This is a genomic window from Paracoccus sp. S4493 (assembly GCF_000967735.1).
Classification (GTDB): Bacteria; Pseudomonadota; Alphaproteobacteria; order Rhodobacterales; family Rhodobacteraceae; genus Paracoccus; species Paracoccus marcusii.
The window spans coordinates 1-15,245 of sequence record NZ_JXYF01000017.1 but is presented as its reverse complement, the minus strand read 5'-3'; the positions used below and the strand labels follow the sequence as shown (position 1 = coordinate 15,245).

13 protein-coding genes are annotated in these 15,245 nt (G+C 68.1%); 8 read left to right on the top strand and 5 right to left on the bottom strand.

Annotated features, from left to right (window positions below; genetic code table 11):
- Positions 1-66: 66 nt before the first annotated feature.
- Positions 67-1,668: a peptide ABC transporter substrate-binding protein gene (locus TW83_RS03590; RefSeq protein WP_045981408.1), complete on the bottom strand. Its 1,602-nt coding sequence runs from the start codon at positions 1,666-1,668 to the stop codon at positions 67-69.
- A gap of 130 nt (positions 1,669-1,798) precedes the next feature.
- On the opposite strand from TW83_RS03590, the gene cobU reads away from it, so the two are divergent.
- The 5 genes from cobU (at position 1,799) to TW83_RS03565 (ending at position 6,590) form a co-directional block, all read left to right on the top strand.
- Entirely contained in the window at positions 1,799-2,329 is a 531-nt protein-coding gene (gene cobU / locus TW83_RS03585; RefSeq protein WP_045981407.1) for a bifunctional adenosylcobinamide kinase/adenosylcobinamide-phosphate guanylyltransferase, read from the top strand.
- Positions 2,316-3,269, top strand: a complete 954-nt coding sequence (gene cobT, locus TW83_RS03580; protein WP_045981406.1) for a nicotinate-nucleotide--dimethylbenzimidazole phosphoribosyltransferase — start codon at positions 2,316-2,318, stop codon at positions 3,267-3,269. Before cobU ends, cobT begins: the two co-directional genes overlap by 14 nt.
- Positions 3,262-3,984 (top strand): adenosylcobinamide-GDP ribazoletransferase, encoded by a 723-nt coding sequence (gene cobS / locus TW83_RS03575; RefSeq protein WP_052714609.1) that lies wholly within the window; start codon positions 3,262-3,264, stop codon positions 3,982-3,984. The genes cobT and cobS overlap by 8 nt, the downstream gene beginning before the upstream one ends.
- 117 nt (positions 3,985-4,101) lie before the next feature.
- Positions 4,102-4,713, top strand: a complete 612-nt coding sequence (locus TW83_RS03570; RefSeq protein WP_045981404.1) for a TRAP transporter small permease subunit — start codon at positions 4,102-4,104, stop codon at positions 4,711-4,713.
- Positions 4,710-6,590, top strand: coding sequence for a TRAP transporter large permease subunit (locus TW83_RS03565; protein ID WP_045981403.1), 1,881 nt, complete (start codon positions 4,710-4,712; stop codon positions 6,588-6,590). The genes TW83_RS03570 and TW83_RS03565 overlap by 4 nt, the downstream gene beginning before the upstream one ends.
- A gap of 93 nt (positions 6,591-6,683) precedes the next feature.
- Here the strand turns inward: TW83_RS03565 and TW83_RS03560 are convergent, their stop codons facing one another.
- Positions 6,684-7,802, bottom strand: a complete 1,119-nt coding sequence (locus TW83_RS03560) for a TRAP transporter substrate-binding protein (protein WP_148912426.1) — start codon at positions 7,800-7,802, stop codon at positions 6,684-6,686.
- A gap of 239 nt (positions 7,803-8,041) precedes the next feature.
- Here TW83_RS03560 and TW83_RS03555 point away from each other — a divergent pair, with 239 nt between their 5' ends.
- Positions 8,042-9,457 carry a PLP-dependent aminotransferase family protein gene (locus TW83_RS03555; RefSeq protein ID WP_045981401.1) on the top strand — a complete coding sequence of 472 codons (1,416 nt, stop codon included), beginning with the start codon at positions 8,042-8,044 and terminating at the stop codon, positions 9,455-9,457.
- 4 nt (positions 9,458-9,461) lie between these two features.
- Here TW83_RS03555 and eno read toward each other — a convergent pair whose 3' ends face one another.
- The 3 genes from eno to TW83_RS03540 form a co-directional block, all read right to left on the bottom strand.
- Positions 9,462-10,736, bottom strand: a complete 1,275-nt coding sequence (gene eno / locus TW83_RS03550) for a phosphopyruvate hydratase (protein WP_045981400.1) — start codon at positions 10,734-10,736, stop codon at positions 9,462-9,464.
- A 60-nt stretch (positions 10,737-10,796) separates the two neighbouring features.
- Entirely contained in the window at positions 10,797-11,477 is a 681-nt protein-coding gene (locus TW83_RS03545; RefSeq protein WP_045981399.1) for an endonuclease/exonuclease/phosphatase family protein, read from the bottom strand.
- Positions 11,478-11,555: 78 nt separating this feature from the next.
- Positions 11,556-12,944: a YdiU family protein gene (locus TW83_RS03540; protein WP_045981398.1), complete on the bottom strand. Its 1,389-nt coding sequence runs from the start codon at positions 12,942-12,944 to the stop codon at positions 11,556-11,558.
- 110 nt (positions 12,945-13,054) lie between these two features.
- Here TW83_RS03540 and obgE point away from each other — a divergent pair, with 110 nt between their 5' ends.
- Both obgE and proB read left to right on the top strand, forming a co-directional pair.
- Positions 13,055-14,089 carry a GTPase ObgE gene (obgE, locus tag TW83_RS03535; RefSeq protein ID WP_045981397.1) on the top strand — a complete coding sequence of 345 codons (1,035 nt, stop codon included), beginning with the start codon at positions 13,055-13,057 and terminating at the stop codon, positions 14,087-14,089.
- Positions 14,077-15,192 (top strand): glutamate 5-kinase, encoded by a 1,116-nt coding sequence (gene proB, locus TW83_RS03530; protein ID WP_045981396.1) that lies wholly within the window; start codon positions 14,077-14,079, stop codon positions 15,190-15,192. Before obgE ends, proB begins: the two co-directional genes overlap by 13 nt.
- Positions 15,193-15,245: the final 53 nt, after the last annotated feature.

The following is a 15,245-nucleotide window of genomic DNA, read 5'->3' as shown; positions in this document are numbered from 1 at the left end:
GGAATGGTTGAAAAATGACAGGGCCGGGGCGGTCGTGCCGCCCCGGCCCCCGGTCAGGATGGCTGCTTATTCCGCGACGCGGTACAGGTCCTTGGCGTACCAGGTATTCAGCAGGTTCTCGCGCGGCAGGCCCTTGATGGCCGGGTTGATCATGTCGACCTTGGCATAGTGATAGACGAAGACCGCCGGGTTCTCATCGGCCAGGATCTCCTCGGCGCGCTGATAGAGGGGGGTGGTGTCCTCTGCCGTGCGGGCCTCGACCAGCAGCTTGTCGTATTCCTCGTTCGACCACTTGCCGCTGTTGTAGCCGTCGGTGCGGAACCAGTCCAGGAAGGTCGTCGCCTCGTTGTAGTCGGCGCACCAGGCATAGCGTGCGATCTCGAAGTCCTGGTTCTGCAGGCGGTCGGTGTGGACGGCCCATTCGACGTTGTTCAGCTCGATCTCGATGCCCAGGGGGCGCCAGAACTGTTGGGCCGCGATGGCCAGCAGGCGGTGGCTGTCGTCGGTGTTGTACTGCAGCTGCAGGCGCACCGGGTTGTCGGGACCGTAACCGGCCTCGGCCAGCAGCTCGGCGGCGCGGGCCATGCGGTCTTCCTGCGACATGTCCTTCATGCCGCCCTCGGGCGCGGCAAAGCCGTTGATGGCCCAATGCGTCCAGGTGTAGGCGGGCTCCTGTCCGCCCTGCAGGACCTGATCCACGATGACCTCGCGGTTCAGCGACAGGGCCAGTGCCTCGCGGACACGTTCGTCCTTCAGCGCCTCGGGGCCCTTCTCCGACAGGTTGAACACATAGGCGTAAGAGCAGCCGTAGGGCACAGACACGGCCTCTTCGGGGGACGCCTCGGACAGGCGCGGGTACTGGCCGGCGGGGATCTGGACGCGGTCCAGCTCTCCGGCCTGATAGCGGGTCAGGGCCACGTTGTTGTCGTTGACGGTCACGCCGCGGACGGTCTGCATCACGACGTTCTCGGCATCCCAGTATTCCGGGTTCTTCTCGAAGACGATCTCGACGCCCAGATTGTGGCTGGCCAGGGTATAGGCCCCGTTGCCGACCAGGTTGGCGGGCTGCACCCAGGCGTCGCCGTGCTCCTCGACCACCGCGCGGGGCACGGGATAGGTCGTGGTGTGCGACAGGGTGTTCAGGAAATAGGGGGTGGGCGTGGTCAGCGTCACCTGCAGCGTCTTGTCGTCCAGCGCGACGACGCCCAGCTGGTCGGGCTCCATCTCGCCCGCGATGATCTGCGTGGCGTTCTGCAGGTTCATCAGCTCCATGTACCAGGCGTATTCCGACGCGGTCTCGGGCGTGACGACGCGCTGCCAGGCATAGACGAAGTCGTCCGCCGTCACCGGGTCGCCGTTCGACCACTTGGCGTCGCGCAGCGTGAACGTGTAGGTCAGGCCGTCCTCGGACATCTCGTGGCTTTCGGCGACGCCGGGGATCATGTTGCCCGCGGCATCCTCGATCATCAAGCCCTCGAACAGCGAGCGCAGCGCGTCCGAACCCTCGACGTCGGTGTTCTTGGCCGGGTCAAGCGACTTGATCGCGTCCAGCAGCCAATAGGTATAGGTCTGGTTCTCGGCCAGGGTCTCGCCTTCGGCAGGCTGCACGGCCCAAGCGGGCATCGCCAGCGCGGTCAGCAGGGCGGTCGTCGCGAAAAGCTTGGTCATCCCAACTCCTCCAAGTTGTCTGTCGGTGTCGTGTCGCACCGGAATGGCGCGAGGTTTAGTGAAAGCACGGGTGTGGGCAAGCGGCGTTTCGCGCTTTCCAACCCGACCGCCCTGTGGAAAACAGGCCCGCATGACGCAACGGGGACATATCACGCTGGTGACGGGCGGCGCGCGGTCAGGCAAGTCGGCCCTGGCCGAACGGCTGGTCCTGCGCCATGCGATGCCGCGCATCTATATCGCCACGGCCCAGGCCCGCGACGCCGAGATGGGTGAAAGAATCAAGGCGCATCAACAGGATCGCGGACAGGGTTGGCGCACCATTGAAGAACCGCTGGATCTGGCCGGCACGCTGCGCGCGACCGACGGTCAGGGCGTGCGCCTTGTGGATTGCCTGACGCTGTGGATGTCGAACTGCATGGGTTCGGCGGATATCGGCGCATTGACGGTGACGTTACGTCAGCAATGCTGTCCTGTCGTGCTGGTCAGCAACGAATTGGGGCAGGGGATCGTGCCGGACAACGCCCTGGCCCGCCGGTTCCGTGACGATCACGGCCGGATGAACCAAGCGGTGGCGGCGCTGGCCGACCAGGTCTGGATGGCCGTCAGCGGCATGCCCCTGCGCCTGAAACCCATGGCAGAGAACCCCGATGACCCGATTTGACCAGACCGCCGCCGACCGTGCCGCCGCGCGCCAGGCCACGCTGACGAAACCCGCCGGATCGCTTGGTCGGCTGGAGGCGCTGGCCGTGTTCATGGCAGGCTGGCAGGGGACCGACCGCCCCACGCTGGACCGCGCGCAGGCGCTGGTCTTTGCGGGCAATCACGGGATCACGGTGCAGGGCGTCACGCCCTTTCCACCCGCGGTGACGGCGGCGATGGTCGCGAACTTTCGTGCAGGCGGCGCGGCGATCAATCAGCTGTGCCGTGTGGCGGGGGCCGATCTGGGAATCGTCGCGCTGGATCTGGACCGGCCCACGTCCGATTTCACCCAAGGCCCCGCGATGACGTCGGCCGAGGTCGATGATGCGATGGCGCAGGGTGCCGCCGCCGTCGATCCCACCGTCCAGGTCCTGCTGCTGGGAGAGATGGGGATCGGCAATTCCACCACCTCGGCCGCACTGGCGGCGGCGACCTTTGGCGGTCGGGCCGAGGACTGGGTCGGCCCCGGCACCGGCGCGCAGGGCGCGATGCTGGCCGCCAAGGTCCGCGTCGTGACGGAAGGGCTGGCCCGCCACGCCGTGACCGGCACCCACGACACGCTGGCCGCGTTCGGCGGTCGCGAACAGGCGGCCATCTGCGGCGCGGTACGCCGTGCACGGGACCTGCGCATTCCGGTGATCCTGGACGGGTTCATCTGCACCGCCGCTGCCGCCGTGCTGACCCGCGATGATCCCGACGCGCTGGCCCATTGCCTGATCGGCCATGAAAGCGCCGAACCGGGGCACCGACGCCTGATCGCGTCGCTTGCGATGCAGCCCGTCCTGTCGCTGGACATGCGCTTGGGCGAGGGGTCCGGCGCCGCCGTGGCCCTTCTGGTGCTGCGCGCCGCGCTGGAATGCCACAACGGCATGGCGACCTTTGCCGAGGCCGGGATTGTCTAGGTCGCACCAGATCGTCCTGGCGCTGGTCTTCCTGACACGGCTGCCGCTTGGGCGCCTGCTGCCGCCCGAGGTTCTGCCGCTGTCCCGCGCGGCCTGGGCCTTTCCGCTGGCGGGGGCTGTGCTGGGACTGCTGGCCGGGGTGCCCCTGTGGATCATGGGGACGGGCCTGCTGCCGGCGGCGCTGTCCGTTGCCCTGACCGTCTGGCTGACCGGTGCGCTGCACGAGGATGCGCTGGCCGATTTCGCCGATGCGGGCGGCGGACGGGACCGCGCCGACCGGCTGAGGATCATGCGCGAATCGACCATCGGCAGCTATGGCGCCGCCGCGCTGGTGTCGACGGGCGTGATCCGCGTGGCGGCGCTGGCGGCGCTTGGACCGCTGGCGCTGATCGCGGCGGCCGCGGCGGGGCGGGTGGCACCGGTGATGCTGATGCGTGCTCTGCCGCCGGCGCGGACCGATGGGCTGGGTCAGGGGGCCGGGCAGCCCTCGCGCCGGGCGGTGGTGGCGGCCACGCTGACGGGCGTTCTGGCACTGCTGCTGGGTGCGCCGGAACCGGGGGCCGCGGCCTTGGCGATGGCGCTGATCGGGCTGTCGGTCGTGGCGGTCTCGCGCCGCGCCTGCCGCCTGCTGGGCGGGCAGACGGGCGATGTGCTGGGCGCGTCGGTGCTGCTTGCGGAATGTGCGGCGCTGGTCGGGATGGCCGCGCTGACCTAGGGTCAACTGGCGGAAAACCTTGACCCGCGCAGGCCGCTTGCCGCATATCCTGCCAGCCAGAACGACCGGGTCAACCGGACCGCGGCCGAAGGCCGTACCTTGAGGGAGGAGCATATCATGAGCGGCCTGTTGGCCCTTTCGCGCGGCATCGACCGCGTCACGACGCTGATCGGGCGCAGCGTCGCCTGGCTGATCCTGCTGGCCGTCGTCATCAGCGCCGTCAACGCGGTCGTCCGCAAGGTGTTCAGCATGTCGTCGAACGCTTGGCTGGAGGCGCAGTGGTACCTGTTCGGCGCGGCCTTCATGCTGGCCTCGGCCTGGACGCTGCTCGAGAACGAACATATCCGCATCGACGTGATCTATGGCCGCTGGTCGCGTCGGGTGCAGCATTGGATCGACCTTCTGGGCACGATCCTGTTCCTGATGCCCTTCACCACGGTCATGCTGTGGCTGACCTGGCCCGCGCTGATGGGCAGCATCCGCACCGGAGAGATCTCGATGAACGCGGGCGGCCTGCCGCTCTGGCCGGCGCGGGGCGTGCTGGTGGTGGGCTTTGGCCTGCTGTTCGCCCAGGGCCTGTCCGAGATCGTCAAGAAGATCGCCGTCATGCGCGGCATCATTCCCGATCCGCACCAGAACACCGGCCCGAACGAGGCCGCCAATCACGAGGCCGGGCTGATGCTGACGGGCCGCACCGACCAGACCGATGAACCGGAGCGCCGCCCGTGATCGACCTTATCGCCCACAACCTTGCCCCCATCATGTTCTTCTCGATGGTGGCGTTCCTGCTGTTCGGCTATCCGATCGCCTTTGCGCTGGCGGCCAACGGGCTGCTGTTCTTCTTCTTCGGGGTGTTCCTGACGCCCCTGTCCGACCAGGTGAACCTGGGCTGGAACCTGCTGGGGGCGCTTGGGGACCGCGTCTTCGGCGTGATGCGCAATGACACGCTGCTGGCCATCCCGTTCTTCACGCTGATGGGGATCGTGCTGGAACGGTCGCGCATGGCCGAGGAGCTTCTGGACACCATCGGTCAGCTGTTCGGCCCGGTCCGCGGCGGCCTTGCCTATGCCGTGATCCTGGTCGGCGCGCTGCTGGCGGCAACGACCGGCGTGGTCGCGGCCTCGGTCATCTCGATGGGCCTGATCTCTCTGCCGATTATGATGCGCTACGGCTATGACAAAAGCCTGTCGACGGGCGTGATCGCGGCGTCGGGGACGCTGGCGCAGATCATCCCGCCGTCGCTGGTGCTGATCGTGCTGGCCGACCAGCTGGGCCGTTCCGTCGGCGACATGTACAAGGCGGCGATGGTCCCGGCGCTGGCGCTGGTCGGCGTCTACATCGTCTATGTCCTGATCCTGTCGATCCTGCGCCCCAAGGCCATGCCCGCCCTGCCGCTGGAGGCGCGCAGCCTGGGCGGCGGCGGCTGGTCGCTGGCCGTGGTGATCGTGCTGGCCGTCGCGATCTTCCAGCTGGCCAGCCGCTGGATGGACGCCAACGGCGTCACGAACGCGCCCATCTGGGCGGCGACCCTGGCGGTCGTGGTCCTGCTGATCCTGGCGGTCGCCGACCGTGCCACGGGCGGACGTTGGCTGTCGCCGATGACGCGGCAGGTCATCATCGTGATGATCCCGCCCCTGGCGCTGGTCTTCCTGGTGCTGGGCACGATCTTCCTGGGCATCGCCACGCCCACCGAGGGCGGCGCGATGGGTGCGATGGGCGCGCTGATCCTCTCGGCGATCAAGCGCCGCCTCAGCTTCGACGTGCTGAACCAGGCGCTGCTGTCGACAGTCAAGCTGTCGGCCTTCGTGATGTTCATCCTGCTGGGCGCGACCGTCTTCTCGCTGACCTACTATTCGGTCAACGGCCATATCTGGGTGCGCGACCTGCTGACCGCGCTTCCCGGCGGGGTCACGGGCTTCCTGATCGTGTCCTGCATCATCATCTTCATCCTTGGCTTCTTCCTGGACTTCTTCGAGCTGGCCTTCGTCATCGTTCCGCTGCTGATCCCGGCGGCAAATGCGCTTGGCGTCGATCTGGTCTGGTTCGGGGTGATACTCGCGGTGACGATGCAGACATCGTTCCTGACGCCACCCGTGGGCTTTGCGCTGTTCTATCTGCGCTCGGTCGCGCCGCGGAAATCCTATCGTGACAAGATCACCGGTCTGATGATGGACCCGATCACCACCCTGAACATCTATCGCGGCGCGGTTCCCTTCGTGGGGCTTCAGGTCCTGATGATCGCGGCGGTGATCGCGTTCCCGGGCATGGTCATGCATTACAAGGGACCGGTCGTGGACACGTCGAACATGCGGATCGAGATCCCCATGGGCGGGGGGCTTGGCGGCGGTCTCGGTGGCGGGCTGGGCGGCGGCGCCGCGGCCCCGCAGGGTGGCAGCGGCGGGTTCGGCACGCTTGGCGGATTGGGCGGATCGCCCTTCGGCCAGCAACAGCCGGCTCCGGCGACGCCGACCCCGGACGCACCCGTCCCGGATGCACCCGCACCGACCAGCCCCGAACCGGAAGCCGCGACCCCCGAGGCGGCGGCACCCTCCGGCGGGGTGAGCTTGGGCTTAGGCGGGCCTCCTCCGGGCCTGTCAGGGAACTGACGGGCGGGCCCGTCACCGCGGGCCCGATGCACCAACGAAAAACCCCCGCGCAACACCTGCGCGGGGGTTTCGCATTCCGATGGGGTCGTCCGATCAGCCGCCGACGGCCAGGGTGCCGTTGCGCTGCTGGATCATCATGAAGGTGTCGAACGTGTATTCCGCGGTCTGCTGGTACAGGTACCAGTCGTCGCGGAACTGCAGCATTGCCTCGTACTGCGTCTTGAAGGACTCGTTCTCGGCCGAGACCTCGGCATAGACCTCGTTCGCGGCGGCGAAGGATGCGGCCAGCACCTCCTCGCTGAACGAGCGCAGCTGAGCGCCCGAACCGACCAGCTCCTTGAGCGCGGTCGGGTTCTTCATGTCATATTTCGCCAGCATGTTCTGGTCGGTAGCCTGCGCGCAAGTCCGGAACAGCGACTTGTAGTTTTCGGGAAGCGAATCCCACTGGCCCTTGTTCACGAAGAAGCTGACCGTCGGGCCGCCCTCCCAGAAACCGGGATAGTAATAATAAGGCGCGACCTTCTGGAAGCCCAGCTTGCTGTCGTCATAGGGGCCGACCCATTCGGCCGCGTCGATCGTCCCACGCTCCAGCGAGGGATAGATGTCGCCGCCGGCAATCTGCTGCGGCACCACGCCCAGCTTCTCGACGACCCGGCCCGCCAAGCCGGAAATGCGCATCTTCAGGCCCTGCATATCGGCCAGAGAGTTGATTTCCTTGCGATACCAGCCGCCCATCTGCACGCCGGTGTTGCCGCCCGGATAGCTGACCAGATTGTACTTTTCCAGGAAGGTGTTGTAGTTCTCGATGCCGCCGCCCTGATAGTTGTAGGCGTTCTTGGCGCGGGCCGAGAAGGTGAACGGCAGGTCGGCACCGCAGGCGAAGGCCGGGTCCTTGCCCCAGTTGTAGTAGCCCACCGAATGCGAACATTCGACGGTGCCGTCGGTGGTCGCGTTGATGGCGTCCAGGCCCGGCACGATCTCTCCGGCCGAGAACACCTGGATCTGGAAGCGGCCGTCGGTCGCCTCGGACAGGCGCTGAGAGATTTCCTCGGCGCCGCCATAGATGGTGTCCAGCGACTTGGGAAAGCTGGAGGCCAGGCGCCAGTTGATCTGCGGTGCCTCTTGCGCGATGGCGGGCGCGGCCAGCACGCTGCCGGCTGCCGCCGCAGCACCGCCGATGGACGCCCGCGCGATGAAGGACCGCCGGTCCAACGCTTTGGAATCTTTCATTCTGTCTCCTCCGCTTGGGTCGGTGGGCCCCCTCGGCCCGCAACTTCCCACCCTGCATGGCCGACAGTTTAGCCCCGCTTTCGGGCCTGTCGAGTGTTCTGAGACCGATCCCCCAAAGTTATTTCACGCCGCCGGCCCTGATGCGGTCGCGCAATCGTACGCAGGCGATTGTGCCCGCAAAAACGGCGCATTATCAGGGATGTCGCGGCAAGGAGGCTCAGATGCGCATCGAGGATTGGCAGCCCGACCTGACCGGCCAGCCCGGACCCAAGTTCCGCGCCCTGGCCAACGCCCTGCGCGAGGCCGCGCGGTCGGGCCAGTTGGCGCCCGGCACGCGTCTGCCGCCGATGCGCGACCTGGCCTGGCGGCTGAAGGTCACGACCGGAACCGTCGCCCGGGCCTATCAGGTGGCCGCCGCCGAAGGTGTCGTGGAAAGCCATGTGGGGCGCGGCAGCTTCATCGCCGCGGCGCGCCCCCGTCGCCCGGTGCCGCAGCCGCTGCTTTACGAAAGCCTGGACCACCCCGCATCGCCGCAGGGCCCGGCCGACCTGCGCATCCCGCAATTGCCCGATTGCGGTCAGGCGCGGGTCCTGGCCACGCATCTGGCGGCGATGGCGGCGGACATGGACGCGTCGGTCCTGGATTACACCCCGCTGAGCCGCGACCAGGATTGCCGGGGCGCGGCATTGGACTGGATGTCCGTCCGACCCCTGGGGGCGGTGGCCGACCACGACATGGTCCTGACGCACGGCGGTCAGCACGCGATCACGCTTGTCATGGCGCTGTGCCTGGCGGATCAACCTGCGCAGGTCATGGTCGAGGCGCTGACCTATCCCGGCATCACCCACGCGGCACGCCTGATGCGCGCCCAGACACAGGCGGTGGCGCTGGACGATCAGGGCATGATCCCCGAGGATCTGGACCGCGTCGCCCGCGCCACGGGGGCGCGGCTGGTGTGCCTGACGCCCTCGGCGCAGAACCCGACGCTGGCATCGATGGGGGCCGCCCGGCGAGACCGCATCGTCGAGGTGGCCCGCCGCCACGACCTGCAGATCATCGAGGACGAATGCTATGCGCCCAGCCCGCGTCCCGATGCGCCCCCCAGCCTGCGCGCCCTGGCGCCCGAGCGGGTCTGGCATGTCAGCAGCCTGTCGAAGATCATCGCCGCGGGCCTGCGCTTCGGCGTGCTGATCTGCCCCGAGGGGATGGGCCAGGCGGGGCGCGTCGCCGCGCAGCACAGTCATATGGGCCTGTCACAGCCGATCACCGGGCTGGTGACGCGGCTGCTGCGGTCCGGCGATGGCGATCGGATCGCCCGCGAGGTTCAGGCGCAGGTGGCGGATCGGCTGGCCTTGGCGCAGGAGGCGTTCGCGGGTCTGGACGCGCGGGGTCAGGCCGGCGTGCCGATGGTCTGGCTGCCGCTGCCCGCGCCGTGGACGGCCGCCGATTTCGCGTCGCGCGCGGCGGCGGCGGGGGTGATCGTGCGCCCGTCGTCGGATTTCTGCGGACCGGCACAGGCGCCGGTGCAGGGAGTGCGCATCGCGCTGAACTGTCGGATGCCGCGCGACAGGCTGGCCGCCGCGCTGCAGACCCTGGGCCAGATGGCAAGGTCCGGCCCCGAGGCGGGGCCGGACTGAAGGGTCAGCGCAGGATGCTGCGGCCGGCGTATTCGGCGGTGGCGCCCAGCATTTCCTCGATGCGGATCAGCTGGTTGTACTTGGCCAACCGGTCGGAACGGGCCAGCGAACCGGTCTTGATCTGACCACAGTTGGTGGCGACGGCCAGGTCGGCGATGGTCGCGTCCTCGGTCTCGCCCGAACGGTGCGACATGACGCTGGTATAGCCCGCGCGGTCGGCCATGCGCACGGCGTCCAGCGTTTCCGACAGCGTGCCGATCTGGTTGACCTTGACCAGCAGGCTGTTGCCGCAACCACGCTCGATCCCCTGGGCCAGACGCACGGGGTTGGTCACAAACAGGTCGTCGCCGACCAGCTGGATGCGGTCGCCCAGCTTGTCGGTCAGCATCTTCCAGCCGTCCCAGTCATCCTCGGCGCAGCCATCCTCGATCGACAGGATCGGATAGGCGTCGCAGAGCGCGGCCAGGTAATCGACGTTCTCGCCGGGGGTCAGGGACTTGCCCTCGCCCTTCATTTCGTACTTGCCGCCCTTGAAGTATTCGGTGGAGGCGCAGTCCAGTGCCAGCATGATGTCGTCGCCGGGACGATAGCCGGCCTTCTCGATGGCCTTCAGGATGAAATCCAGCGCGTCGCGAGTCGAGGAGAGGTTCGGGGCAAAGCCGCCCTCGTCGCCGATGCCCGTGGACAGGCCCGCCGCCGACAGCTCCTTCTTCAGCGTGTGGAAGATTTCCGACCCCATGCGCACGGCTTCGCGGATGTTCTCCGCGGCGACGGGCATGATCATGAATTCCTGGATGTCGATCGGGTTGTCGGCATGCTCGCCGCCGTTGATGATGTTCATCATCGGCACCGGCAGGATGCGCGCGCTGGTGCCACCGACGTAGCGGTAGAGCGGCTGGTTGGTCGCATCCGCCGCCGCCTTGGCCACTGCCATCGACACGCCCAGGATCGCGTTGGCGCCCAGGCGGCCCTTGTTGGGCGTGCCGTCCAGCTCGCACATCATCATGTCGATGGCGCGCTGTTCGGTCGAATCCTCGCCCACCAGGTTCTCGGCGATCTCGCCGTTGACGGCGGCCACCGCCTCCAGCACGCCCTTGCCCATATAGCGGGACTTGTCGCCGTCGCGCTTTTCGACCGCCTCGTGCGCGCCGGTCGACGCGCCGGAGGGAACGGCCGCGCGGCCCATGGTGCCGTCTTCCAGGGTCACGTCGACCTCGACGGTCGGGTTGCCGCGGCTGTCCAGGATTTCACGGGCGAAGATGTCGATGATGGCGGTCATAAGCGCACTCCGGTTGATGCTTGGCGCCTTGTTAGCGCCGCAAGCCCGGTTTCGCAATCTTCACGGAAAGCGGATGCGCGCCCAGATCGGCAGGTGGTCGGATGCGTCGCGCGCGCCCGCCTCGTTGAAGACGCCGGTTTCCAGGACGTGCAGGTTCGTGGACAGGGCCATCCGGTCCAGCCGCAGCCGGGGCAGAGGCGCGGGCCAGGACGGTCCCGGCGCCACGACCCGGAACCCGGCCAGCGATTCAAGACCCCGGTCGTCGCGCCATTCGTTGAAATCGCCCATCATCACGATGTGGTCGTCCGCGATCCGCGACGCCTGCGCGGTGATCCGGGCCAGCTGCGCACGCCGCGACGACCGCGCCAGCCCCAGATGCGCGCCGATCAGCGTCAGGCCCGGCAGGCGCAGCGCCACCGCGCCGCGCGGCTCCAGACCCGGCAGGGGCAGGCGGCGCAGCACCGCCTGTTCGGCCAGATGCGGGCGCATCAGGATCGTCTGGCCATGCCAGCCCAGGCTGCTTTCGGTCGTGCCGTAGATGTCGGCAGGCACCAGCCCCGTTTCCGACTGGATCAGGTTGCGCGGCAGGGCTTCGGGGCGGGCGCCAAGGCGAAAATCCACCTCCTGCAGGGCGATGATATCCGGGTCCAGCGACCGGATCACCGCCAGATTGCGCAGCGGCGCATGCGGGCCGGTCATCCCACGGCACTTGTGCAGGTTGTAGCTTGCGATCTTCAGCATCAATCCATCCGAACTGGCGTTGCGGGTGATCTTGGCGGGGTCCGCGTCACGTGCAAGGGGCAGGCGCGCACAACCCCGTCAGGTGCCGCAGAACGTCTGGCGAACCGCCTGCGCAGGTGTCGGTGCCTGCGCCAGATCTGCCCAATCGGTGCGCAGGTCGCGCGGATGGGTGATCGCGTCGAACAGTCGTTCGAAAGGCGCCATGTCGCCCGCCACGGCGGATGCGATCGCCTGTTCGACCCGGTGGTTGCGCGGAATGCGCCGCGGGTTGGCCCGGGCCATCACGGTCGTGTCGGGCGAAAGCGCCTGCCAGTCGCGGGCCCAGGTGTCGAAGGGCGCGGGGTCTGCGAATTCGTCGCGCGCGGTCCCCTCCGACAGGCCCGCGAAGACACGGGTGAAATCGGCCCGCTGTTCGGCCATCATCTGCAGTAGGCTCTCGATCAGCGACTGGTTCGCAACACCGTCGATGCCCAGCTTGTCGCCGAACCGGCGCAGCCATGCGGCCTGATACAGCGGTGCAAAGCGATGGACGGCGGTGGTCGCGGCCTCGACCGCGGCTTCCTCCTCTCCCATCAGGGGGATCAGGCAGGTCGCGAACTGGGCCAGGTTCCAGACGGCGATCTGGGGCTGGTTCGCCCATGCATAGCGGCCCTGGCGATCGATCGAGGAAAAGACCGTGTCGGGGTGATAGACGTCCATGAAGGCACAGGGCCCGTAGTCGATCGTCTCGCCCGAGATCGCCATGTTGTCAGTGTTCATCACCCCGTGGATGAAGCCCAGCGCCATCCATTGCGCGATGGTTTCGGCCTGCGCAGCGACGACCCGGTTTAGCAGGGCCAAGGGGCCGTCCGCATCGGGATAGTGGCGCGCAATCACGTGGTCGGTCAGGGCCGCCAGTGCATCCCTGCGGTCGCGCACGGCAAAATACTGGAACGTGCCGACGCGGATGTGGCTGGCGGCGACGCGGGTCAGGACGGCACCGGGCAGGCCGCCCTGTTCGCGCCACACCTGATCGCCGGTGGCGACGGCGGCCAGCGCGCGGGTCGTGGGCACGCCCATCGCCGCCATGAACTCGCTGACCAGGTATTCGCGCAGCACCGGCCCCATCCAAGCCCGCCCGTCGCCGCGACGAGAGAACGGCGTCGGCCCCGACCCTTTCAGCTGGATGTCAAACCGTGCCCCGTCCGGGGCCACGATCTCTCCCAGAAGGACGGCGCGCCCGTCGCCCAGCTGAGGCACGAAGCCGCCGAACTGGTGCCCGGCATAGGCCTGGGCCAGGGGCGTCGCACCCTGCGGAACGGCATTGCCCGACAGCATCTCGACCGTCAGCGCGTCGCGGTCCAGCCCCAGTCGATCCGCCAACGGTCCGTTCAGCGCAAGCAGGCTGGGGGCGGTCACGGGGGTGGGGTCCACGCGGGCAAAGAACCCTTGCGGCATCCGGGCATAGCTGTTGTCGAAACGGATCATCGCGGTCTCCTTTGACCATTACATAGGCGCGCATCCCGGCATTGCCAGCCCGGAACCCTTGCGCCACAGGCGTCAAGGGCGTATCGGCATCCGGCAAAAGGAGCTGTCTCATGAAATTTCTCGACCTCGCCAAAGTCTATATCCGCTCGGGCGGGGGTGGCGCGGGCTGCGTGTCGTTCCGCCGCGAGAAGTTCATCGAATACGGCGGTCCTGACGGCGGTGACGGCGGCCGCGGCGGCGATGTCTGGGCCGAGGCGGTCGATGGGCTGAACACCCTGATCGATTTCCGCTATCAGCAGCATTTCTTTGCCAAGTCCGGCCAGCACGGCATGGGCAGCCAGATGACCGGCAAGTCCGCCGACGACGTCGTGCTGCGGGTGCCCGTCGGCACCGAGATCCTGGACGAGGACGAAGAGACCGTGATCGCGGACATGACCGAGGTCGGACAGCGCGTGCTGTTGGCCAAGGGCGGCAACGGGGGCTGGGGGAACCTGCATTTCAAGTCCTCGACCAACCGCAGCCCGCGCACCGCCAATCCTGGGCTGGAGGGGGTCGAGCGGACCATCTGGCTGCGGCTGAAGCTGATCGCGGATGCGGGCCTTGTGGGCCTGCCCAATGCCGGCAAGTCGACGTTTCTGGCCGCCGTGTCAAACGCGCGCCCCAAGATCGCCGACTACCCCTTCACCACGCTGCACCCCAACCTTGGCGTCGTCGGCGTGGACGGGCGCGAATTCGTGATGGCCGACATTCCGGGTCTGATCGAGGGCGCGAGCGAGGGCCGGGGACTGGGCGATCAGTTCCTGGGCCATGTCGAACGGTCGAACGTGCTGCTGCATCTGGTGGACGGCACATCCGAGACCGTGGCCGAGGATGCGCGCACCATCCTGACGGAACTGGAGGCCTATTCGCCGGTCCTGATGCAGAAGCCCCGCGTGACCGCGCTGAACAAGATCGATGCGCTGGAGGAGGAGGAGATCGCCGAGCGCCGCGCCGCGCTGGAGGCGGAGCTGGGCCATCCGGTCATGCTGATGTCGGGCGTGGCCCGGACCGGCGTGACCGACTTGCTGCGCGCGCTGTGGACCCAGATCGAGCCCTCGCGGGCCCCCGCCGCCCCCGAAACGCCCGAGGGGACATGGCAGCCGTGAGCGTGCCGCAGCTTGGCGGGGCCCGCAGGCTGGTCGTCAAGATCGGCTCGGCGCTGCTGGTCGGCCCCGAGGGCCTGCGCGGCGACTGGCTGCGCGGTCTGTGCGACGATGTGGCGGCATGGCGGGCGCAAGGCTGCGACGTCGTGCTGGTCAGTTCAGGGTCGATCGCGCTTGGGCGGCGGGTGCTGGGCCTGCCTGCCGGCGCGCTGCCGCTGGAACAGGCGCAGGCCGCGGCGGCCGTCGGCCAGATCCGCCTGGCCCGTGCCTATGAAGAGGCCCTGGCACCACACGGCGTCATCACTGCACAGGTGCTGCTGACGCTGGAGGACAGCGCCGACCGTCGCCGCTATCTCAACAGCCGCGCGACGATGCAGACCCTGCTCGGCCTGGGCGTGGTGCCCATCGTGAACGAGAACGACACCGTTGCCACCGACGAGATCCGCTTTGGCGACAACGATCGCCTGGCCGCGCAGATCGCCGTGACCTGCGGCGCGGACCAACTGCTGCTGCTGTCGGATGTCGACGGGCTCTATACGGCGAACCCTAAGACCGATCCGACGGCCCGCCATCTGCCGGTGATCGAGACGATCACCCCCGAGATCGAGGCGATGGGCGGCGACCCCGTGTCGGGCCTGTCCAAGGGCGGCATGAAGACCAAGCTGATGGCGGCGCGCACCGCGGTGGCGGGCGGGTGTGCGATGGCGATTGCCGAGGGGTCGGTCCTCCGCCCGCTGTCGGCCGTTGCACAGGGCGCCCGGACTACGTGGTTCCTGCCCGAGGCGGATCCGCAGCTTGCCCGAAAGCGCTGGATCGCCGCGATGAAGCCCAAGGGCACGGTCATCGTGGACGATGGTGCGCGCCTGGCGCTTGGCCGTGGCAAATCGTTGCTGCCTGCGGGCGTGACGCAGGTGCAGGGCGATTTCGGGCGCGGCGATCCGGTGGCGATCACCGACCGCGCCGGCCAGCGTCTGGCGACCGGGCTGATCCGCTATACCGCAACCGAAGCGCGGGCCATCGCCGGTCATCACTCGGCACAGATCGAGACGATCCTGGGCTATCCCGGTCGGGCGGCACTGATCCATCGCGATGACATGGTGACGTGACGGACGTCTGACGCCCCATCGGGCACAGGCACCGGGCGGGGGGTCCGGGGGGC

Bases quoted from the DNA above. Each gene is read 5' to 3' on its own strand.
- TW83_RS03590 (WP_045981408.1), bottom strand. From the start codon at position 1,668: ATGACCAAGCTTTTCGCGACGACCGCCCTGCTGACCGCGCTGGCGATG.
- cobU (WP_045981407.1), top strand. From the start codon at position 1,799: ATGACGCAACGGGGACATATCACGCTGGTGACGGGCGGCGCGCGGTCA.
- cobT (WP_045981406.1), top strand. From the start codon at position 2,316: ATGACCCGATTTGACCAGACCGCCGCCGACCGTGCCGCCGCGCGCCAG.
- TW83_RS03570 (WP_045981404.1), top strand. From the start codon at position 4,102: ATGAGCGGCCTGTTGGCCCTTTCGCGCGGCATCGACCGCGTCACGACG.
- TW83_RS03555 (WP_045981401.1), top strand. From the start codon at position 8,042: ATGCGCATCGAGGATTGGCAGCCCGACCTGACCGGCCAGCCCGGACCC.
- eno (WP_045981400.1), bottom strand. From the start codon at position 10,736: ATGACCGCCATCATCGACATCTTCGCCCGTGAAATCCTGGACAGCCGC.
- TW83_RS03545 (WP_045981399.1), bottom strand. From the start codon at position 11,477: ATGCTGAAGATCGCAAGCTACAACCTGCACAAGTGCCGTGGGATGACC.
- TW83_RS03540 (WP_045981398.1), bottom strand. From the start codon at position 12,944: ATGATCCGTTTCGACAACAGCTATGCCCGGATGCCGCAAGGGTTCTTT.
- obgE (WP_045981397.1), top strand. From the start codon at position 13,055: ATGAAATTTCTCGACCTCGCCAAAGTCTATATCCGCTCGGGCGGGGGT.
- proB (WP_045981396.1), top strand. From the start codon at position 14,077: ATGGCAGCCGTGAGCGTGCCGCAGCTTGGCGGGGCCCGCAGGCTGGTC.